20 protein-coding genes, 1 tRNA gene and 3 pseudogenes are annotated in these 20,757 nt (G+C 60.5%); 4 read left to right on the forward strand and 20 right to left on the reverse strand.

Translation table 11 applies throughout. The features are described from left to right. Positions 1 to 200: 200 nt before the first annotated feature. From WS75_RS33135 to WS75_RS35170, 5 genes and pseudogenes are all read right to left on the reverse strand, one after another. Positions 201 to 635: an SMI1/KNR4 family protein gene (locus tag WS75_RS33135; protein ID WP_156429925.1), complete on the reverse strand. Its 435-nt coding sequence runs from the start codon at positions 633 to 635 to the stop codon at positions 201 to 203. Beyond that, entirely contained in the window at positions 632 to 958 is a 327-nt protein-coding gene (locus tag WS75_RS33140; protein ID WP_306453426.1) for an HNH/ENDO VII family nuclease, read from the reverse strand. The genes WS75_RS33135 and WS75_RS33140 overlap by 4 nt, the downstream gene beginning before the upstream one ends. A gap of 70 nt (positions 959 to 1,028) precedes the next feature. After that, a pseudogene (locus WS75_RS35165) lies at positions 1,029 to 1,130 on the reverse strand (RHS repeat-associated core domain-containing protein); the annotation flags it as partial. A 327-nt stretch (positions 1,131 to 1,457) separates the two neighbouring features. Next, on the reverse strand, positions 1,458 to 1,778 hold the full coding sequence (locus WS75_RS30590; RefSeq protein WP_059686440.1) for an NTF2 fold immunity protein: 321 nt from the start codon (positions 1,776 to 1,778) through the stop codon (positions 1,458 to 1,460). A 120-nt stretch (positions 1,779 to 1,898) separates the two neighbouring features. After that, the gene (locus WS75_RS35170; RefSeq protein ID WP_082729804.1) at positions 1,899 to 2,168 is read right to left on the reverse strand and encodes a DNA/RNA non-specific endonuclease; all 270 of its coding nucleotides are present in this window, start codon (positions 2,166 to 2,168) and stop codon (positions 1,899 to 1,901) included. A 55-nt stretch (positions 2,169 to 2,223) separates the two neighbouring features. Here WS75_RS35170 and WS75_RS30595 point away from each other — a divergent pair, with 55 nt between their 5' ends. Together WS75_RS30595 and WS75_RS30600 are read left to right on the forward strand one after the other, a co-directional pair. Next, the gene (locus WS75_RS30595) at positions 2,224 to 2,451 is read left to right on the forward strand and encodes a hypothetical protein (RefSeq protein ID WP_059686442.1); all 228 of its coding nucleotides are present in this window, start codon (positions 2,224 to 2,226) and stop codon (positions 2,449 to 2,451) included. Positions 2,452 to 2,533: 82 nt separating this feature from the next. Then, complete coding sequence (locus WS75_RS30600; RefSeq protein WP_082729801.1) at positions 2,534 to 2,773, forward strand: SymE family type I addiction module toxin; 240 nt, start codon at positions 2,534 to 2,536, stop codon at positions 2,771 to 2,773. Between the two features lie 90 nt (positions 2,774 to 2,863). Here the strand turns inward: WS75_RS30600 and WS75_RS35175 are convergent. The 7 genes and pseudogenes from WS75_RS35175 to tssI all read right to left on the reverse strand — a co-directional run. Continuing rightward, positions 2,864 to 3,063, reverse strand: a pseudogene (locus tag WS75_RS35175) (RHS repeat-associated core domain-containing protein); the annotation flags it as partial. Between the two features lie 78 nt (positions 3,064 to 3,141). After that, entirely contained in the window at positions 3,142 to 3,525 is a 384-nt protein-coding gene (locus WS75_RS30605; protein WP_059686446.1) for an Imm10 family immunity protein, read from the reverse strand. Position 3,526: 1 nt separating this feature from the next. Further along, a complete protein-coding gene (locus WS75_RS34290) occupies positions 3,527 to 3,883 on the reverse strand; it encodes a hypothetical protein (RefSeq protein ID WP_179948967.1) in 357 nt (118 codons plus the stop codon). Further along, positions 3,878 to 4,024, reverse strand: a pseudogene (locus WS75_RS35180) (RHS repeat-associated core domain-containing protein); the annotation flags it as partial. The gene WS75_RS34290 and the pseudogene WS75_RS35180, both read right to left, overlap by 6 nt. Before the next feature lie 29 nt (positions 4,025 to 4,053). Then, entirely contained in the window at positions 4,054 to 4,437 is a 384-nt protein-coding gene (locus tag WS75_RS30610) for a DUF2750 domain-containing protein (protein WP_059686448.1), read from the reverse strand. Further along, entirely contained in the window at positions 4,437 to 8,996 is a 4,560-nt protein-coding gene (locus WS75_RS30615) for an RHS repeat-associated core domain-containing protein (protein WP_059686450.1), read from the reverse strand. Before WS75_RS30615 ends, WS75_RS30610 begins: the two co-directional genes overlap by 1 nt. 51 nt (positions 8,997 to 9,047) lie before the next feature. After that, positions 9,048 to 12,227: a type VI secretion system Vgr family protein gene (gene tssI / locus WS75_RS30620; RefSeq protein WP_059686452.1), complete on the reverse strand. Its 3,180-nt coding sequence runs from the start codon at positions 12,225 to 12,227 to the stop codon at positions 9,048 to 9,050. 358 nt (positions 12,228 to 12,585) lie between these two features. On the opposite strand from tssI, the gene WS75_RS30625 reads away from it, so the two are divergent. Next, complete coding sequence (locus tag WS75_RS30625; protein WP_059686454.1) at positions 12,586 to 13,386, forward strand: transporter substrate-binding domain-containing protein; 801 nt, start codon at positions 12,586 to 12,588, stop codon at positions 13,384 to 13,386. Between the two features lie 82 nt (positions 13,387 to 13,468). Here the strand turns inward: WS75_RS30625 and WS75_RS30630 are convergent, their stop codons facing one another. Further along, entirely contained in the window at positions 13,469 to 13,672 is a 204-nt protein-coding gene (locus WS75_RS30630) for a hypothetical protein (protein WP_059686456.1), read from the reverse strand. 488 nt (positions 13,673 to 14,160) lie between these two features. Between WS75_RS30630 and WS75_RS30635 the strand changes: the two genes are divergently transcribed. After that, a complete protein-coding gene (locus WS75_RS30635; protein WP_059686458.1) occupies positions 14,161 to 15,279 on the forward strand; it encodes a DUF3396 domain-containing protein in 1,119 nt (372 codons plus the stop codon). Between the two features lie 332 nt (positions 15,280 to 15,611). On the opposite strand, the gene WS75_RS30640 is transcribed toward WS75_RS30635, so the two are convergent. The 7 genes from WS75_RS30640 to WS75_RS30670 all read right to left on the reverse strand — a co-directional run bounded on the left by WS75_RS30640 (position 15,612) and on the right by WS75_RS30670 (position 20,747). Then, a tRNA-Thr gene (locus WS75_RS30640) sits at positions 15,612 to 15,687 on the reverse strand. A gap of 19 nt (positions 15,688 to 15,706) precedes the next feature. Next, complete coding sequence (locus tag WS75_RS30645) at positions 15,707 to 16,225, reverse strand: ClpXP protease specificity-enhancing factor (RefSeq protein ID WP_059599829.1); 519 nt, start codon at positions 16,223 to 16,225, stop codon at positions 15,707 to 15,709. A gap of 71 nt (positions 16,226 to 16,296) precedes the next feature. Beyond that, on the reverse strand, positions 16,297 to 16,908 hold the full coding sequence (locus tag WS75_RS30650; RefSeq protein ID WP_006400565.1) for a glutathione S-transferase N-terminal domain-containing protein: 612 nt from the start codon (positions 16,906 to 16,908) through the stop codon (positions 16,297 to 16,299). Positions 16,909 to 17,002: 94 nt separating this feature from the next. Further along, positions 17,003 to 17,761: a cytochrome c1 gene (locus tag WS75_RS30655; protein WP_059686460.1), complete on the reverse strand. Its 759-nt coding sequence runs from the start codon at positions 17,759 to 17,761 to the stop codon at positions 17,003 to 17,005. A 21-nt stretch (positions 17,762 to 17,782) separates the two neighbouring features. Continuing rightward, entirely contained in the window at positions 17,783 to 19,165 is a 1,383-nt protein-coding gene (locus WS75_RS30660) for a cytochrome b (protein WP_156429927.1), read from the reverse strand. Next, a complete protein-coding gene (petA, locus tag WS75_RS30665) occupies positions 19,162 to 19,782 on the reverse strand; it encodes a ubiquinol-cytochrome c reductase iron-sulfur subunit (protein ID WP_059686465.1) in 621 nt (206 codons plus the stop codon). The genes WS75_RS30660 and petA overlap by 4 nt, the downstream gene beginning before the upstream one ends. 218 nt (positions 19,783 to 20,000) lie before the next feature. Then, complete coding sequence (locus tag WS75_RS30670; RefSeq protein ID WP_059686467.1) at positions 20,001 to 20,747, reverse strand: Nif3-like dinuclear metal center hexameric protein; 747 nt, start codon at positions 20,745 to 20,747, stop codon at positions 20,001 to 20,003. Positions 20,748 to 20,757 lie beyond the last annotated feature (10 nt).

Consider the following 20,757-nt stretch of genomic DNA (forward strand, 5'->3'; position numbering starts at 1 on the left):
CTTCATCGAGTCCTCCTTGTCCCTAGGATAAAAGAGAACTCACTTGCCGGATGGCTACAAGAAACGTCTCAGGTCACAACCTGGATGACCAGACACACCGGGTTCCTGTTCGGGTAGCGCGGGTGCATCACGGTCGAACACGGCGCACTCATCATCACCGCCGCTTAAACAACGAATGGCCGCAAATGCGGCCATTCGTCTTAAGGTGTTGCCTCGAAATACCAAATTAAAAAATCATTAAAGGTCGCCCAGCGAGCCGGCACTTTGCCTTGCAGGAAATCGTCCAGCACTGCAATGTCGAGGTCATAAACTGCTTGGTCAATCTTGTTATACAGGTACATACCCTCGCTCTCATCCGACGTAAGCGCAAGATATTGCTCAGGGACATGATAGCGATCACGGACATACTCCGTTTGATCTGGTATCGCAGGAATCGCGGGGCCCTCTATATCCAGAAGCTCAGCGACGGATCGACGGCTTGTAAAGCTCCCCTGATACCGTAGATAAAACTCACCAAACTCTGAGGTCGGAGAAACCCCAATGTTAAGGAGTACTTTCTCTGCTGACTTCGAATCGGTGCGAGCCATATCACCGCTAGCCGTGGCTAGATAATGCTCCACTGTCGATGGAATCATAAACTACATCCTCCGTTTTTAGCTGCACTTGCAGCAGCCCCACGATCTTTCCAATATTGGCTTCGATCAACATCAAACGCACCGCGATCAACGGGGAAGTCAGGATTCTTTTGGTTCCCGAACGGATGCAACGCCTCTCGACCTGCAGCACTCGCCGCTCTATGAGTGCTAGTGGCCACCTCGAATAGAGGACCAACGGATTGCTGCCGCGAATAGTGCAATTGAATCTGTTGCGGCACGCCGTCTTTCATCATGAATGGCGCACCTCCCTCCATCGCGCGTTGCAAATTCGTTTTCCCGGCGATGCTCGATATTCCAATCAATGTCCTGCTGGAATACGGTATAGGAAAGATTCGCTCCCTTTTTACACGGCCCCCAAGTCGTCTTTTTGAATCGACTCAGGCTCAGCGGATCAACCCATTCGGTCCGATCGGGCGCGTACTGATAGACGTTGATACCGCCCGCGAGCCCGATCGGGTCTTTCGAGACGAACCGCCGCTACTCGGACCCTAGTACTGGTGCCGGTTATAAACCGACCCCTAGGTGCGCATCTGCCCTTATACAGCCCGCAATCCCATGCCCCGTAAGGCTTTGCGCCATCCTATCCCAAGTCGGAACGCATTTTTCTCCTAGACGCTGTGTTTGCGGTTGTTGACGCTGTTCGATGGCTGATCAAGCAGCCGTGCCCTCGTCTGCTTCCCGGTCGAGCACCATCGGCAGCCAGCCGAAGCCGTCATGCTGGAACGACTCACTTTGCAATAAAAGGGGCTGCTCACTCACGCGGCCTACACTTGTCACTTGCCAACCCGAACCTGACCAGCGCTAGATGGAATCCTGCTTATCCCACTTACCTGTACTCCGACGCCAATCGTAGACAGCGTCAATTTTTGGTTCGCCCTGTTCCATCACGAGCGCGTAACGGTGACGCTGAGCAAGCCCTTTTTCATTGATGGTCTCGATGTAGATCGTCTTACCCACGTGGCTTTCCGTATCTTCCAGCACTTGCTGCGCAAACTCTGGCGGGCGGCCAGAGGGCAGCAAGTCGAGGCGACTTTGCGACTTTGTAGCAAGAGCATTGGCACTGAGATGCATCGTAAAAATCAGGTGGAGCTTTTTTCTAGCATCCGTGATGCATTTCCTCATGCGAAGATGAATCCTGATTGCCTCTCAGAGTTCGTCTTTTATCCTCAAGCTCAATTTCCCAACGCAGCATATCCGCTATAAATGTCATCAATCGTTCACTAGGCTTCATTTTGGCTCCAGTCATGGGCACTTACAGGGACAAGGATTCGCAAACGTCCGTGAATGCGTAACACCATTTACCCTAGCTTGATAGAGAATCGAATTAGGTCTGGTTGAACCTGCCCCATACTGCGGTACAACTCGGACAATTACATTGTCACCACTAGCTACATGGTCCGCAATCTGACTTTCAAATCGATTGAACGCCCCTCGATTGGTACTCGGATCTTTGGGAATGACTGCCTTAACGCCACCAAGACCGCCAAGGTTGCGTGCAATCGGGTGACACAGGCCCGTCTGGCCGAGCTGCTTTCTGTGGACAGGCGTGTGCTAGGAGCCCGGCGCTTTGCTGCCGCAACTCGATGCAGTCGTGCGTATCGCTCAGGTACTCCATACCAGCGTCGATTCGCTCGTCGGCCTCGAGCCGCCCACCGAGCCGCGTATCCACAACCCGCGGCTGCATGCGCCTTATGAACAGATAGATTTACTTTCGGACGAAGACCAGCAGGCATTGATCGTCTTGATGGACAGCCTCGTCAAACGCTCGCAGATGTCCAAACTCATGGCGCGGTAACAGGGCAGTAAAGAGCGCGGGCCTTGAGTGTTCCAGCACCCACGGCTCGCTGACCACCACCAACTCACTCCAGGAGTTGATCATGGCTGACGCCAATCTTAAAGCACGTCCACCCCTCACGGAACGGTTCATCACCATGCAGCGCAAGCGCGACATGAATCGTTACGGACTCCAAGCCCTCTATGGCAACAGCCTCTGCGAACCGCTGTACCTGTCGCTCAAGATCGCCGGCCGGTGGCTGGCCAACGATGCAGGTTTCCACGCAGGACAGAAACTCCTCGTTCACGTCGAACACAGCAAGCTCATCATCGCCGCTGCCTGAACGCCTATTCGTGTTACCCGGCGCTCGATTCGCTCGCGGGCTAAGGTTGCCGTGTTGATCTGCATCATTCACGCGATAGCCGTCCGGTCGACGGCATGCCAAGCCAAGCGGGTCAATCCAGCTTATCGGGTTGGATGCGTATTGATAGACGTTGAGCCCACCTTGCAGCCCGATCAGGTCCTTCGAGATGAAGCCCCCGAGTTCGGATCGTAATACCGATGCCGGTTATAGTGCAGCCCCGTCTCGGAACTGAAATACTGACCCGCGAAGCGCAGCGGGTTGGCGATACCTGCCTTGCGTGCCGCTTCGCTGATCGCTTCCTTTGTGTCACTCTAGGCCTTATGGCGTGCTGACCTCGCCCAACTCGTCTAATCAAGCGCGACTAAGGTACTCGTACCTGAGAATATAGCCGACAGCCATGCTCTCAAACCCTCGCGGCCCTTCGCTGCTCGTACATCGATCTGTATCGACGACAGATCATCCCTCCACTTGGCACTGTCTTCAAGTTCAATGTTCAATGTGCCAGCACGGAGCGAAACGGACTTGACCCCCCCATATCCCGCAACTCCGTCGGCGCAGACCTCCACGTAATACGTGTCTTGGCCCAACTTCCGATCTTGCTCGTCGAACTCAGTCCCGCGCTGCAGGATGACGTAGTCCTGCGGCTCATTTGCGCTATCGACTAGCCCAAGAACATGAACCCCATCGTCGTACGTATAGGTCACGTCATTTGCGGCAAATTCAAATTTCATTCTATTTACACCCCTTGGAAGGATTGGCCATCCATGTCTTTTGCTGCCCGTCTTCTTGCCAGTTATATTGGATCGTTGTGCCCGACTGCATGGCCCGGGCGTTCATCTTGCCCTTGCAAGATGTACATGGCGGATACTGGCCGTCGATGATCATGTGATCCCCAGGCTCTAATGGAACTTGCGAGACCGCACGCGCCTCGGTATGGGTAGCCAGTGTATTCTGCGGAAACCCTAAAGCCTTTTCCTCTGGCGTCATGTTACCGCTCTGGAAAACTCCACAGTGCCTTTGAGAGCCCCCCGCACTGCGAACAGTAACTTGGGCTGTATGAGTCCCTTTCCCTGATCCAAAACGAGCCAACCCTAGCGGATCAATCCAATCAACTGGATTGGGCGCGTACTGATAAACGTTGATGCCGCCGGCCAGCCCGATCGGATCTTTCGAGATGAAGCGCCCGGTGCCCGGATCGTAGTACCGATGCCGGTTATAGTGTAGCCCCGTGTTGTCAACAAGCAGTTAGGCAGGCAAATTCATTCGTATTGCTGAAGCTCCTGCTTGATCAAGTTCATAAGGTCGATTGGCGGTACTAGTAGCCCTTTGTCTCCTGGCGCCGGGAAAACAGCACATATCCTCCGGTCACTGTCCATCCCAGGCAGCCAGCGTGACAGAAATTCTTCTAGGGAAATCGCCTTGGCGCGGAAGTTCTTCCATTCTTCACTGGCACACGCATCCGCGAAATCCTCCTCAGGCCAAAACGGAATCGCAATGTGGCCATTGGCGGATGCGGTAGCCCATCCGGTATCAAATAGGCCCCAGACAGTCTCGAAGTCAGCGACCTTGCGAATAAAGTAATCACATCTCGTTTGAGCATCGAGCCGTAGAACGCTCTCAATCTTCTTTGGGTGGGCCGTCATCAATAGCCTCCGATTTGATGCTGAGTCTTATGGAGGTCTGCGTCCTGCAATTCGGAGTGTCTGTAGCAATAGCCGTCTTTCGCCTCCGTCCCACGCCCGTGGGCAAGTTCCTTACCCGGGGAGCGAGATTCGCGCGAGTTGCCAGGCAATCTAATCGACGTCCGATTTCCCGTTTCGATGTGCCTCAGTTCATTCCGAACCCAGCCTCTCACCCAACGGGGCTGCAGGGGATCGTCCGCAAGCGCTCTCAGCCGTTCCTGCTTGTTCGACCTCCCATGTGATCCGTCACAGCATAACGGACACATGAGCTTTGACGCGAGCCCCAGAGGGTCAGTCCAAAGAACCGGGTTTTCCGCGTATTGATAGACGTTGATCCCACCGTCCAACCCGATCGGGTCCTTGCTGACGAACCGTCCACTGCTCGGATCGTAGTACCGATGCCGGTTATAGTACAACCCCGTTTCCGCATCAACCTGTTGCCCCTGAAACCGCAACGGATTCTTAGGCACGATCCCCGCCGCCTTCGACGCCCGCGCGATCACTTCCCGCGCTTCGCCCCAAGCCATGTACGACGCTTCCCACACAACATCACCGTCGCCATCCGTCATCAATTGAGGCGTCCCGATCTGATCGCAGTGGTAATAGAACAGGGCAGCATCACCACGCCGCTCCGGCACCTGCTGCAGCGGGTCCTCCTCCGGCACATAGCGGTCGGTACTCTTCCACTCCGGCGTCACGATCCCATCGACCGGTTCCGCCACATACTGGGCCAGCGGCACGAACGTCCCCGGCTCGTAGAGATAGTGCGTGGCGCGCTCGCCGTCACTCTCGTACGCCAGCGTGTCACCATCCCACCCGAACACCGTCCGCTCGCCGTTCAACTCCTTCGCAATACGCCGACCGAACGCATCATAGAAATACCGCGCGCGACTCTGCCGCGACGTCTCGGCAACCCGCGCGGATAGCAATCGATTGAATTCATCCCACTCGTATTCCTGCTCACCCGCAGGCGTGCGCTTGCGCACGAGATTCCCGCGCGCGTCGTACTCGAAGTGCATCCCCGCATACGTCTTCAGCAAGTTACCGAGCACCTTCGGCACCTCAACCGGCAACGTGCTGTCCGGCCGCACCGGACTCGGACGCGACGCAGGCGTCTCCGCAGTCCGCGCCGGATCGATGATGTTGCTCGCCGGATCGAACGCGAACCGTTCCTTCGCGATGGGACTGATCGCCTCGATCAGCCGTCCGACGGGATCATATCGATAGTCGGTCCCGCCCTTGCGGCTGTCCTCGATTCGCGACAACTGCCCCGCCGCGTCATAGCGATACCGCCGCTCGGCGAGCGGCGCAGGTGACGTCGATCGCTGGATCGACTGCTGCAATACGCGTCCCGCCGGATCGTAGTGCGTGCGCTGCCCGACCTTGCTCGACAGCACGCGCACCGTCTCGCGATGAAGATCATCGCGCTCGAACTGCACGCGGTCCTCGCCGTCGAGCAGCATCCCGTGCACATGCCCCGAGCCATACAGCAACCAGTCGACGACATGCCCGTCCGGCCGAACGGTACGCCACCGGTTGCCGAGTTCATCGTATTCGTGATGCCATACGTAGCTGCGCCGGTCACCGAACAGATCGTAGGCGTGATGTTCACGCACGAGATTGCCAACCGGATCGAAGAAGAACTGCACGCGGCTGTATCGGTTCACCGCGTCGATCAACCTGCCGCTCGGATCGTAGGCAAACCGTTCCTCGCTTTCCCCGGCGACACGCTTCAGCAGACGGCCATTTGCATCGATTTCGACCGAAGTCAGGCAGCCCGCTTCATCGATCGAAACAAGACTGCCGCTGTCCGGATCGTACTGGTAACGCGTCGACTTGCCGTCGAAGCCGATTTCCTCGATCAGCCGACCTGCCGGATCGTAGTGGAACTGATACGTCGCAAAGTTCGCATCGGTCAGCGCGGACAAGCGGCCGAGACGGTCATAACGATACGCAACCGTCTGCCCGAGCACATCGGCGCGACTCGCAATGCGACCGACCGCATCGTAGGCATATCGCGTCGACCGATTGAGCTGATCCGTATGCGCGAGCAATCGCCCTTCGGCATCGTGTTGCACATGTTCGACACCGGCCGGCGAACGAATCGCCGTCAACCGGCCGTTCGGGCCATATGCATAAGCAACGACGCCACCGGACGCGTCCTTTTTCTCGATCACACGCCCTATATCGTCGTAGCGCCACGCCGTCTTCTTTCCGGAGCAGTCCGTGTAGCTGGTCAATTGCCCGGCGGAGTTGTATTCGAGTGCCTTCGATCCGCCTTTGGCATCGGTGATCTGTGTCGGCAGTCCCTTGTCGTTATAGCTGTACTTCGTAGCGTGCTCGAGCGGATCGATTTCCTCGACGAGATTGCCAGCATCATCGTACTTGCGCTGCCAGACATGCCCATTCGGATCGACGAGCCGGATCATCTGATCCTTGTCGTCATATGCCATTTCGACAATGCTGCCGTCAGCGCGCTCGTGCCACGTCCGGTTACCGCGCGCGTCGTAACGCATCTGCTCGTTGCTGCCGTCCTGCAGAATATGCAACGTCAGATTGTTGTGCTCGTCGCGCCTGAACCACTCTTCGTTTCCATCCGGATAGGCGATCCGATAAACGTAGCCCTTGATGTTGAAGTAATAACGTGTCGTCTGACCGAGCGCATCGGTCACGTAGGTCAATCGAATGTTCGGGTGCCACGCAAGACGGATATCGAGACTGCCATCGTCCGCGTACTCACGCACGCATTTCGCATTCGCGTTGTCGTCAGCGTCCGCGCCGTCCCATTCAAGCGACATCCCGCGGCCGGTGCGATCGGTATAACGCGTCACGAGATGTCGGTCGTACTGGTAGTTCCAAGCGTTGCCGTGCCGATCGGTTGCACGGATGAGATCGGCCGCTTCGTCATAGGCGTAACTTGCGAGCGTGCGGCGCTTGCCATCCTCGAGCACCTGCTCGATCAGGACGATCCGACCTTGCTTGTCGTGCTCGAACGACAGCACGTTGCCACTCGCGTCAATCAAGCGCGCCACACGGTCGCGCGCATCGTAGTCGAGCGTGATCGTGTTGCCCGCGCGATCCTTCTGCATCGCGAGCCGGAACGCGTCGCCACGCCGTTCGAATACGTGCAACTCGTCATGACCGTACGCGATCGTCACCCATGTATCGTCGAGTCGCGACAGCGTCAGGTTTTCCGAGAGATCGTCATGCACGCTTCCGGCTGCCAGCGCGCGATATTCAATGCTGCGCCCGCTGGCATCACGGTAGAACCATGTATCGCCTTCGACGTCGATGCGCGTCGTGTACGGCGTAATCCATCGCGCGCCAAGTTCTCCAGTGTCATAGGCAGACAGGCGTGACCGATAAGTACGCGCCCAGACGAGCGGCAATGCGCCGGGCAGTTCAAAGTCCGTATGCGTGAACGTCTCATCACCGAAAGCAAAATCGATCGATCCGGTCGACGCGCCAATCCCGCAACTTTTGCAGGGGCTCTGGCCAGCACCTTCGGGATGTACATGCTGCTCGGTCGCACCCAACGGCTCCTGCGGGCGGTCATGCTGTGCCCTTCCCTTGCCGCCGGGTGGCACGTCGGCGGTCTTTTCACGAAGCTTGCCGCCCGCACGCACCCTCGCCACGGCCTCGATCACTTGCGCGATCAGCCAGAGCATCTTGCCTTCTTCGCTGCCATTCAGATCGCGGATGGCCTTCGCGACTTTCGGTGCTTCAGTCTTCAGGAACGCGACGATATCGCGAAACGGTTGGAGCCACGAATCCGGCGCAAGCCTCGCAGCGGTCCCGACCGTCGCGTTCCCGGCTTCCTTCCCTAACGCGATCGAACCTTCGTAACCGTACTCGAACGCATCGACCACGATCATCGGGTTGTACCAGGATCGCTCGTCCATCTTCCGCGCGATCTGCTGTGTACGTCGTACGTTCGCACTGCTGTCGAAAATTTGCCCTTTGAGGGCAAGCTCCAGTCCGCTGGCAATACCGACCATCAACTCCTGCGCCTTGGCCGCGCAGTCATTCAGCAAGTCGACTAGAACCTCCTGCAACGTCTTCAGGAAGTTCTCGATTTCCGTCGCGGCCGCGGCGTTGACGTGCGTAATGAGCACGTTGATGATCGCGGCCCCGAGATTGCCGCGCGACACCAGCAACTGATTGCGCACGAGCGCCAACAACGGTCGCGCCGACAGGCGAAACGATGCCAGCGGCGGCGGCACCGGAATGACCCCGATCAGGTTGATCGCGAGTCCAAGGTAATCGAGCAGATCGGCGTGACGCTTCTCGACGATCATCACGATGTCGCACACTGCATCGTAGAACGCCATCAGGTTGCCGATGATCGGCACCGCACTGGCGACGGTTTTGAGGTCCTCGAACGAAATGTGATTGCCGCTGATCTTGAGCAACCACTTATTGAAACGGTCGCCCCCCGCCGCCACGTCTTTCGGCGAAACATCGCTGAGCCAGGAAACAGCCTGTTCCTTCTCAGCGCCCGGTGGAAGTTGTTGTGCCATGTCGTTCTTCGTTCAATTCGTTTTTTTCAAGACGGCTGACAAGCCGCCCTCTCAGGATTTCAGCGGTCCACCAAACCCGCTCGTCGGCAGCTTCATGCCCGTCGCGCCTGCGGCCGACGCCACGGTCGTGGCGCCCTTGCCCGCGATACTCGCGACGCCCGGCAATGCGCCTTGCAACGCCCCGGACGCGGCGTTCGCAGCCGGTGCGGCCAGCGCTGCAAGGCCGCCCTGACGTGCGGCCTGCACCATCCCGGCCACCTGCTTCGCGGCGCCGCTAAAGCTCGAGGCCGTCTGCAACGCCGACGCGACACCCGCGCCACCCAGCGCACTCGCGGCTGCCGGCAATGCGGAACTCGCGAGCCCGCCAAGCGCAGCGCCCGCACTACCGCCACTCGCAAGCCCCATCGCTGCCGTAGTCGCCGCAGGCGCCATGCCCTTCAGCTGGCTCGCGAGCTGCCCGCTCGCCGCTGCCTGCGCGGCTTCCGGCGACGGCGCGACCGGCTCTGCCGGCCACTTCGCTTCCTTGAAATAGTTCGCCGGCTGATCCGACTCGCGCGGGTCCTTGCCGAACTCGACGCGCACCGCCCCCGGCGGCAAACCGCTCACAACCGTGTAGCCGCTGTTGTCGAGTGCGCCTTTTTTCAGCACGGCGCCGTTCACGTCTCTCACCGTGAACAGCCCGCCTTTGACCGCCTCGCCGTTCACGTACTTGTGGAACAGTTCGAGCTGCCCCGGCTGATCAGGCCGCGGGCTCGGCAGCGGATAACCCATGCTCGCCGGCCCCGCGAACGTATGAGATGCACCCTTCACATCAACCGCGCCCGGCGTATGAATCTCGATGTTGCCGTCCTTGATGCGGATATACCCGCCGCCGCTCGTCAGCAGAATCCCCTGATCGGCGGCGATCTCGATCCGATCAGTTGCGGACACAACCTTCACCGCCTTCTGCGCAGTCACCTCGACGTTGTCCGACTGCGCCTGGATCTCGACCTTGCCCTTGCCCGCGAACAGCTTCATCCCCGCGTTCTGCACGAACAGGCTCAGCTTCTGCCCGATGCTGCCGATCAGTGACTTGCCCGCCGCAAAGTGCACGCTCTGCCCGCTCGCAACGTTCACGTGATCGTTCGCGACCAGGTGCAGCGACTGCTGCGTCGACATCCCGATCCCCGACGGGCTGCCGAACAGCATCACCGGCTCCTTGAACGCATTCGCGTTGCCCGTGCCGCCACCCGCCGTGCGCCCGCCGGACGCGCTGCCCGACGCGCTGTCCTGCGTCGCGTCGGTGAACGCGCGCATCGTGTCGTGTGCTTCCTTGAGACTTTCCGCCTGATGCTGTTCGCTCACGCCCGACATCGCCTCGACCAGGCTCTCGCCCGTCACGAGCTGCTGCTGCGCTTCCTTCACGTCCAGCGGTTGGCTGTTCGGTGCCTTCGGATGGGTGGTGACGTACAGCCCTTGGCTCGCCCGCACCGCGCCGTATGCGTCCGAGCGCAGGTCGAAGCCGCTGCCCAGGTACGATCCGCGCGAATTGCCGTTCTGGTCGATGATGTAACCCAGATGCAGCAGGCTGTTCGCGCTGCTGCTCATCAGCTGCACGCGGTTCTGCCCGGTCGCGTCGTCCATCACGAGCTGGTTGTAGCCGCTGCCCGAATACTCTTTCGACCGGTAGCCGGACAGAATCCCGTCGCTATGCCACTGCGGCTGGTTCGCGCCGTTGTACACGCGCCCGACCGCGAGCGGCCGGTCGCAGTCGCCGCCGACATAATCGATCAGCACTTCTTCTCCGATGCGCGGCACATGCACGCCGCCATAGCCGCCACCGGTATCCGACTGCACGACGCGCACCCAGCACGACGCGTTCTCGTTGCCCGGATTGAGGCGATCCCAGACGAACTGCACGCGGATCCGGTTCAGCTCGTCGGTATAGACTTCCTCGCCCTGCGGCCCGACGACGATCGCCGTCTCGAGATGCATCTTCGGCTTCTCGTGTTCGAACGGGCTGCGATACGGCACGCTCACGCGCTGCGCTTCGACCTCGACGAGATAGAAGCCGACCGAACCATCGTCATGCGGCACGCGAAACGCCGGATCGGCACCGTAGCCTTCCTGCGCTTGCATCAGCGCGTCGCGCAGGCTGTACGGAAAGTCCGCGCTGCTGCTCGCCACGGGCAGATTGTTCTCGATCCACCATTCGACGCCGATCGCCGCGAATTCGCGCTGGTCGGCCGGATCGCGATCATGTTCGGGATGGTCCGACAGCGTGAAGCGCCGGCCCGCATCGATTGCGCGCACGCCACCCGCGCCATGGAAGCGCTTTGCCTGCGACTCCCATTCCTCCATCCGCACCTTCGTCAGATGGTCCCCGCGCGTCTGGTCCAGATACGTGTAGGCACCGGTGTACTCGTACACTTCGAGCTGGTCGGGCAATTCACCCTGGCCACTCATCGTCGGCAGCGTCGTGCCCTTCGGGTTCGACGGCTGCGACGGGTTCTTGTAGTCGAACGTGCGTGTCGTTCGCGTCACGCTCTGCAGCGTGCGCGAGCCCGACCATTGCGTGAACGCGTCAGCTTCGCTCGCCGCGCCGCCGCGGTAGAAGCGCACGGTCTCGGGCGACAGCGGCGCGAACGCCTGCAGGTTGTCGGTGATGACGAGCGTGTGCGACTTGCCGTCGTCGGCCTGCTGCCATGTGCTGTAGAGGCCTTCGCTTTCCATCAGCCGATGCACGAAATGCCAGTCGGTGTCGTGCTGGCGCGTGTACGACCGGTTCGGCAGCGGTTTCGACAGCGCGAACCGGAAATGCCCCTGCGCCTGCGGATGCTGGTTCAGCACATCGCTGATGATCTGATCGACGGTCGTATCGTTCCAGAGCCGCTGGTCGCGACGGAACTTCAGGAAATGCGTGAAATCGGCGAACGTGAGCTGATAGGTCGTGAGCCCGCCGTCGGCGCCAAGGCGGCGCGCGGTGTGGACGTATCCGTTGATCGGCCGGTAGCTGCGATCGCCCTGCTGGATCCACAACGTGACGGGCTGCGCGATCAGCTTTTTAAGTTCCAGATCACTATCGGTCGACAGCACGTCGAGCTTGAACTCATACGCGCGCCCGATGCGGGAACGGCCGACCGCCCGCTGCACGGTCAGCACATTGGCGCCCAATGGCGTATCGAGCTTCAGCAGCCGGTCCTGCTGAAGCAACCCGCCGCGCAATGCGGCAACAGTGTTCTGCATGTTCATGGCAACGGCCTTTTCTTCTTTTTGACGCGCCCTCGGATGGCGCGCGATGCGATTTCGCTCGCGCGATTTTACAGACAAATTCCTGCGAGACTCTGAAAAACGAACTGATTTAAAAGAGTTTTTCAAGCGCATCCCGAGCGGCCCGGTGGAACCGTTCGAACGCTTGTTCGACGCGTACGCGCCATGACGTCACGCTGACCTGCTCGCCGATCGCCCGCTGAAATCGATGCAATCAGGGCCAATTCGACTTCCGGCGCGGCCCGGTTGCGAGTAGTGTCTACGTGCCCGTATTCCGGACCAGTCCGGGCACGACCGATGCCCGGCGCTCGATTACCACACTGAACACTGGAGATCTGCGATGAAACGTTCGAAGTTCTTGCTGTCGGGCCTGCTGCTCGCGTCGGCCCTCGGTTTCACGGCCGTTGCCGCCCATGCGGAAGACTTGCTCGACTCGGTGAAGAAAGCCGGCGTGCTGCGCGTCGGCCTCGAAGGCACGTATCCGCCGTTCAACTCGCGCGGCACGTCTGGACAGCTCGAGGGCTTCGACGTCGATGTCGCCAATGCCGTGGCCGGCAAGCTCGGCGTGAAGACGCAATTCGTGCCGACCGAATGGAGCGGGATCATCGCGGGGCTGCAGGCCGGCAAGTTCGACGTGATCGTCAACCAGGTCACGATCACGCCGCAGCGCAAGGAAGCGCTCAACTTCAGCGAGCCGTACACGTACTCGGCAGCGCAGCTGATTCAGCGCAAGGACGACACGCGCAACTTCAAGTCGCTCGAGGATTTCAAGGGCAAGAAACTCGGCGTGACGCTCGGCACCAACTACGACCAGATGGCACGCAGCGTGCCGGGCATCGAGGTGCAGACGTATCCCGGCGCGCCGGAAAAGCTGCGTGACCTCGCCGCGGGCCGGATCGAGGCGACGCTCGACGACCGCCTGATGCTGCCGTACATGATCAAGACGTCGAACCTGCCGCTGCGCTCGGGCGCGGTGCTCAACGGCGGCAAGCAGGAGATGGCGATCCCGTTCCGCAAGGGCAATCCGAAGTTCGAGAAGGCGATCAACGATGCGCTTGATTCGCTGCGCAAGGAAGGCACGCTGAAGAAGATCTCGATGCACTGGTTCGGCAGCGACGTGACGGTGCCGGTCGCGCAGTAAGCGGTTCGCCGCGCTTGTGTTGCGTCACGTCCTTCGCTGCGGCGAAGGCGTGACGCCCATCTGCATTACGCTTCCCTTCCCCTCAAGCCGCTTCGCCGAAGCGCGCAAGCAGCATCTGGCCGATCGGCGTCAGCGCCGGGCGTGCGGCCACCGCATTCACACGTACCTGCGTATCGTCGACGAGCCGCTTTTCGACGAGTACGGCGAACGCCGGATTCGACGGGTCGACACTGTCCGGTGCGCGGGCAACGCGCAGCAGCATCGAGAATTCGTGCGGACTCAGCATGGTCCTTGTCTCCTGATCGTCCGCGATCCGGTTCGAATCGGCGTCGCTCGTCTCTTTGGATGAAATGGCCCGAAGGCTTGTGAATGCGAAAGTGCGCGGCTGTTTGCGACGAGGGCACGTCGTCGCGAGGAGCCAGCCGCTCCCTGAGCGGTGCGATGTCATCGGATCCGCTGGATGCGTACGTCACGGCAGGGACGTGCAACGTTATTGGGCCATCGTGACGCGGCCGTGACAGCAAAGCAGGAGCGCACATCTGGCCGACCGTTACCGACGACCGCGCTCATCGCCGACGGCAGATTGGTCGTTTGCAGGCATTGCCTGGAAGACTGGCTGCGGCGCCAAGGCATCGCTTAGAGAGGCATTGCAATCCGCGCGACAATCCGAGCTTGACGACTTGTTCGGCGGCAATAGCAGCGCGCCCGGAGGCCCACCGCTCCCGACCGCGCCCTCATTGCCGCCACCTGCATTCCCGCTCCCGCTTTGACGCCATGACGAACGACGAAATTGAAGCTTGGGCCAAAGATCCGCGCCGTGCGGACACGATGCCTTTCGGGCTTTACGAGCCCGCGCACCAAAAAGGGATCACGGGTGCCGCCCTTGTTGTGCGGGGCGTGCTTTACTTCCGCAACGGTTTCACGTCGGAGGTTCGGCAAGCGCTGGTGCGCTGCTTCAAGCAGTACAGCGCGGCGATCGAGGAGTATCAACACGCGCTCGAAGTGGCGGCCGGCCAGACGCCGTCGAAGTCCGGGCCGCTGCGCTGGTTCTATTCCGAGGGAGAGGAACCGATCCAGTACGACAAGTCTCCGGGATTCGAAAGTCTCGCGACGAGCGTCACCGCCGACGAGGCCCTTGCGGTCGCGATCACCAGCGCCGAGCACAAGCTCGCGACCGGGTTCTATGAATTCACGGTGTTCGCGCTTAGCGAAAAGAAGGCTGCACGGAAACGCGGGCTCGACGGACTGGTCTTCACGGTACCGCGTGCGTTTATCGCCCACCGCCCCGGCGTGTTCGAGGCGATGTTCCGCGCGTTCGCAGAAGCGTTGCCGATAGTTAGCGGTCACTGCGGGCTGGCCGTGAACGTGCCTCCAATGGGGCTGCGACCAAACGAAGCCAGCGAGTATTTCTACGCGCGCCGTTTCGGGCCTGGCATCGACGTCGGTGATCCAATGCGTTCCACCGTTCGTAAGCTTTACACGAAGATCAAGACCGTTGACTGGCTCAACGCGCTCGATGCGGACTTGGTCGCGGCTGTCGGCGGCGCATCGGCACTCGGACTCCCGCCAGATTGGTTCGCCCGTATTCCGCTGGGGAACGGGGGCTTGATTATTCAGGCCGGCGTCGCGCCGCAGTCCGGCGTATCCAATGGACCAGGCATTCCCGTATCTCCACCCGCCGCGTACGTCATTCTGAACCACGCCCTGCGGCCGATCATCGCGGATGAGGTCGATACGCTGCAAGACGGGACACTGGACAGTACTGCGCCACTGCTAAATACGGTCGTAGCGACCGAAGGTTGGCTGCGCCGGTTCAACGTACAGGATGATCAACTCAGCGGCTTCTGGGTCGAGCTACACAAGACGCCGAAGCTGCACGGCGAAACGGCGTGATGTTGCGGTGAGGCAGCGCCTTGTGATCCGTCATACGCAACATCGCAGCCACCGCTTGCACCCTGGCCCCCGGTTGCAATCAAAGACTCTTCGGGTAATCACGATTGCGATTCAACATCGCACCGATTTCTGTCAGCTTGGGGTGCGGGCGATTTCATTATGCGCCGGGGGTACGGCATACCCCCAAATTGCCAAAGTCATACCCCGAATCTTACCCCCAAATTTTGGGGATGCCCCGGCCTCTCACGGGACGTCCTGAAACAAAAAACCCGCGTCAGCGCTAGGCTGGACGCGGGTTTTGGGACTTCCGGGTACTACTTGAAACTAGTGTTTGGTGCCGGCTGCAGGACTCGAACCCGCCACCTGATGATTACAAATCAACTGCTCTACCAGATGAGCTAAGCCGGCGTAAGCGCGAGATTCTACCTCATTTCACGATCTTGAGGCGAGGTCTGCCGCCTTTCGAGCCGTCGCCGTCGGTTTTCGGCGGTTCGTCGGCGCCTTCGGACGGCTCCTCGTTCGCGCCGCCATCGACGACAGGCGTCAACACGGCAGGCGACTCGTCACGCGGCGCATCTTCCGCCTGCGCGGCATCGTCTTCGAACGCGCCCGAATCCGCGCCCTCGCCCGCGACCGCATCGACCTGGAACGCCATTCCCTGCCCATTCTCCCGCGCGTAAATCGCGAGCACGTTGGCCACCGGAATCTCGATCTTGTGCGCCTTCCCGGAGAACCGGGCGGTGAACTCGATCCACTCGTTACCCATCTGCAGCTGGCTCGTCGCCTCGAAGCTGATGTTGAGCACGATCTCGCCGTCACGCACGAACTGACGCGGCACGCGCGTCGAGTTGTCGACCCTCACCGCGATATGCGGCGTGTAACCGTTATCGGTGCACCACTCGTACAGCGCGCGCAGCAGATAAGGCTTCGTTGAAATCTCTTGCATCACAATCCTCGAACCCGGAGCGGGCACGCGGCACACCGCGTCGCCCGCTCCGTCATGCACTCATTGCACCATCAACGACGCATGACCTTTTCGGACGGCGTCAGTGCTTCGATATACGCCGGACGGCTGAAGATCCGCTCGGCATACTTCATCAGCGGCGCAGCATTCTTCGACAGCTCGATGCCGTAGTGATCCAGACGCCACAAGAGCGGCGCGATCGCGACGTCGAGCATCGAGAACTCCTCGCCGAGCATGTACTTGTTCTTCACGAAGATCGGCGCGAGCTGCGTCAGGCGATCGCGGATCGCGAGGCGTGCCTTCTCGTGGTTCTTCTCCGCTGCCTTGCCCTTTTCGTTCTCGAGCGTGCTGACGTGAACGAACAGTTCCTTCTCGAAGTTGAGCAGGAACAGGCGTGCACGTGCGCGCTGCACCGGGTCGGCCGGCATCAGTTGCGGGTGCGGGAAGCGCTCGTCGATGTATTCGTTGATGATGTTCGATTCGTACAGAATCAGGTCGCGCTCGACCAGAATCGGCACCTGACCGTACGGGTTCATCACCGAGATGTCTTCCGGCTTGTTGAACAGGTCGACGTCACGGATCTCGAAATCCATGCCCTTCTCGAACAGCACCAGCCGGCAACGCTGGGAGAACGGGCAAGTTGTGCCGGAATACAGAACCATCATATTTGCGTTTCCTCAAAAAAGCCGAGGGCCGACACGCGGCGCAACCCCTTTCACGGGTTCCGCCTTGCGCCGGCCCCACGCCGGTCAGGCGTGTTTACTTGATATCTTTCCAGTACGCGGCATTGAGCCGCCAGGCCAGGAAAGTCAGGACACCGAGAAAGACCAGCACCCACACGCCGAGGCGCTTGCGGGTCTGCTGGGCCGGCTCGGACATCCATGTCATATAGGCCACCAGGTCGGCCACCGCAGCATCATAGTCCGGCGACGACAACGTCCCCGGCGTGACCTGCTGGAAGCCGACGAGCGTGTGGACCTTCTCGCCCGTCTCCTCGTCCGTCTTGTCTTCGAATTTGGCAGTGCGCTGCCCCTGCAGTTGCCACAATACATGGGGCATGCCGACGTTCTCGAACACCGCGTTGTTCCAGCCGCTCGGCCGCGTATCGTCGCGGTAGAAACTCCGCAGGTACGTGTAGAGCCAGTCGCGGCCGCGCGCCCGCTCCTCGACCGACAGGTCGGGCGGCGAGGTGCCGAGCCAGTTCTTCGCGTCTTCGGGCCGCATCGCGACGGACATCGTGTTCCCGACCTTGTCGGTCGTAAACAGGAGATTCGTTTCGATCTCCTTCTGGGATATGCCCAGATCCGTCAGACGGTTGTAGCGCATCAGGTTCGCGCTGTGACAGTTCAGGCAATAGTTTACAAACAATTGCGCGCCGTGCTGAAGCGAAACGAGATTTTCCGTGTTATCGGGCGCCCGGTCGAGCGGAAAATTACCTTCCGCGCGCACGGCCGGCGCCGCCAGCAGCGCCACGGCCGTCACCCCGATCAGCGCGAGCGTCGAAAGCAGTTTCTTCATGTCGTTCTCTCCTCGCTCACGTTAATGGGGCTTGAAGCGCACCCGTTCCGGCGGCTGCTTGAACGTGCCAAGCGATGTCCAGACGGGCATGCCGAGGAAGAACGCAAAGTAGATCAGCGCGCAGCCCTGCGCGATCAGCGTCGCGGTCGGCGATGGCGGCCGTGTGCCGAGGAATGCGAGGGTCAGGAACGCCGCGACGAAGATCCCGAGGAACACTTTGTGGAATAGCGGCCGGTAGCGGATCGACTTCACCGGGCTACGGTCGAGCCACGGCAGGAAGAACAGCGTGATCACCGCGGAACCCATCACGACGACGCCCCAGAACTTCGATTCCGTCAGGAACATGAACACTACGATCGCCGCGGCCAAGACCGGCAGGCCGACCTTCCACTTGCCGCGCGCGCGAATCAGCGCGAGCACGCCGAGCAGCGCGATCACGATCATCAGCACGATCTTGAACGGGTCAGTGGTCGCGCGCAGCATCGCGTAGAACGCAGTGAAGTACCAGACCGGCGCGATCTCCGGCGGCGTCTGCAGCGGGTTCGCCGGGACGAAGTTGTTCGACTCGAGGAAGTACCCGCCCATCTCCGGCGAGAAGAATACGATCAGCGCGAACACCATCAGGAACACGCAGACACCGAAGAAATCGTGCACCGAGTAGTACGGATGGAACGGGATGCCGTCGAGCGGAATGCCGTTCGCGTCCTTCTTCGCCTTGATCTCGATGCCGTCCGGGTTATTCGACCCCACTTCGTGCAGCGCGACGAGGTGCGCGATCACGAGGCCGACCAGCACGAGCGGAATCGCGATCACGTGGAACGCGAAGAAGCGGTTCAGCGTGACGTCGGACACGACGTAGTCGCCGCGGATCCACAACGACAGGTCCGGGCCGACGAACGGGATCGCCGAGAACAGGTTCACGATCACCTGCGCGCCCCAGAACGACATCTGGCCCCACGGCAGCAGGTAGCCGAAGAACGCCTCGGCCATCAGGCACAGGAAGATCGCACAACCGAAGATCCACACGAGCTCGCGCGGCTTGCGGTACGACCCGTACATCAGCCCGCGGAACATGTGCAGGTACACGACGACGAAGAACATCGATGCACCGGTCGAGTGCATGTAGCGGATCAGCCAGCCCCACGGCACCTCGCGCATGATGTACTCGACGGACGCGAACGCGAGCGTCGAGTCGGGCTTGTAGTTCATCGTCAGGAAGATGCCCGTGACGATCTGGTTGACGAGCACGAGCAGCGCGAGGGAGCCGAAGAAGTACCAGAAGTTGAAGTTCTTCGGCGCGTAGTACTCGGAAACGTGCTTCTTCCAGGTGGACGTGAGCGGGAAGCGCTGGTCGATCCAGCCGGTGAGACCTGTCGTGGAGACTTCCTTGTTGTCGGCCATCACGCTTCTCCTTTCTCGTCCTTGCCGATCACGAGGGTCGTCGCCGACGTGAACATGTAGGGCGGGATGTCGAGATTCTGAGGCGCCGGCTTGTTCTTGAACACGCGGCCGGCGAGGTCATAGGTCGAACCGTGGCACGGGCACAGGAAACCGCCCGGCCAGTCGTCCGGCAGGTTCGGCTGCGGCCCCGGCGTGAAGCGTTGGCTGGGCGTGCAGCCGAGGTGCGTACACACGGCCATCACGACGAGAATGTTCTTGCGATCGGCCCGCGAGCGATATTCGTTCGCGCAATACGCGGGCAACGGCATCGAATACGGGGATTTCGTGGTCGGATCGGCCACTTCCTTGTCGGCCTTGACGACGTCGACGAGCATGTCGTCGGTGCGGTTCAGGATCCAGACCGGCTTGCCGCGCCACGGCACGGTGACCATCTCGCCGGGCTTCAGGCCGCTGATGTCGACCTCGACCGGGGCTCCGGCCGCTTTCGCTTTCGCGGACGGCGCAAGCGACGCCGCGAAAGGTATGACGGTGGCTACGCCTCCCACGCCACCTGCTACGGATGTCGCAATCAGCCAGGTACGGCGGCCGCTGTCGACGCGTTTCTCTTCCTTGTCTCGCATCACACGCCCCACTTCTGAGTTGGATTTTCCGTCACGACTTTTCATTCCGCCGCTAGTTTGCGCGAATGGAGTCGCCATTTACAAGGCCCGGAGATGAAAATCCCTTCGAAGTGGTTGATAGTTAAGGGTTTCCCCCCACTATCGGAGCGATTAAATCATTTCACTTTTAAGCGGATGCTACATTGTGAAATTTCGATGCGCCGCCGCAAATCCGTCGCTCAGACCGGATTATGAATATCGATAAAAAGGTGTTCGATATCGAATTCTTCGGACAAGTGGGCGCCAAGCGCCTGGATTCCGTAGCGTTCGGTCGCATGGTGCCCTGCCGCAACGAACGCGACGCCGCTCTCGGCCGACGCGTGCGTGACGGGTTCCGACACTTCGCCGGTCAGGAACACGTCGGCGCCCGCGTCGATTGCGGCATCGAAATAGCTCTGCGCGGCGCCGGTGCACCACGCGACGCGGCGCAGCTGCATCTCCGGATCGCCGAGCACGAGCGGCGTGCGGCCGAGCGTGCGCTCGACCTTCGCGACGAAGTGCTCGAGCGTGACGGGCATCGGCAGCGTGGCCATCCAGCCGAGGTCGCCGTCGCCGAAACGCTGTTCGCCGATCAGCCCGAGCTTCTCACCGAGCTGGGCGTTGTTGCCGAACTCGGGATGCGCGTCGAGCGGCAGGTGGAACGCGAACAGGTTCAGGTCGTTCGCGAGCAGCAGCTTCAGGCGCCGGTACTTCCGGCCCGTGATCTGCGGCGCCTCGTTGCGCCAGAAATAGCCGTGATGGACGAGCACCGCATCCGCCCCCCATTCGAGCGCCGCTTCGAGGAACGCGAGCGACGCCGTCACGCCGGTGGCGATCTTCTCGATCTTGCGGCGCCCCTCGACCTGGAGGCCATTCGGGCAATAGTCCTTGAAGCGCGCGATTTCAAGGGTATTGTTCAAGTACAATTCAAGTTCGATCCGATCCATATAAACCTCT

Origin of the sequence: Burkholderia sp. FL-7-2-10-S1-D7 (genome assembly GCF_001524185.1) — a bacterium.
Classification (GTDB): Bacteria; Pseudomonadota; Gammaproteobacteria; order Burkholderiales; family Burkholderiaceae; genus Burkholderia; species Burkholderia diffusa.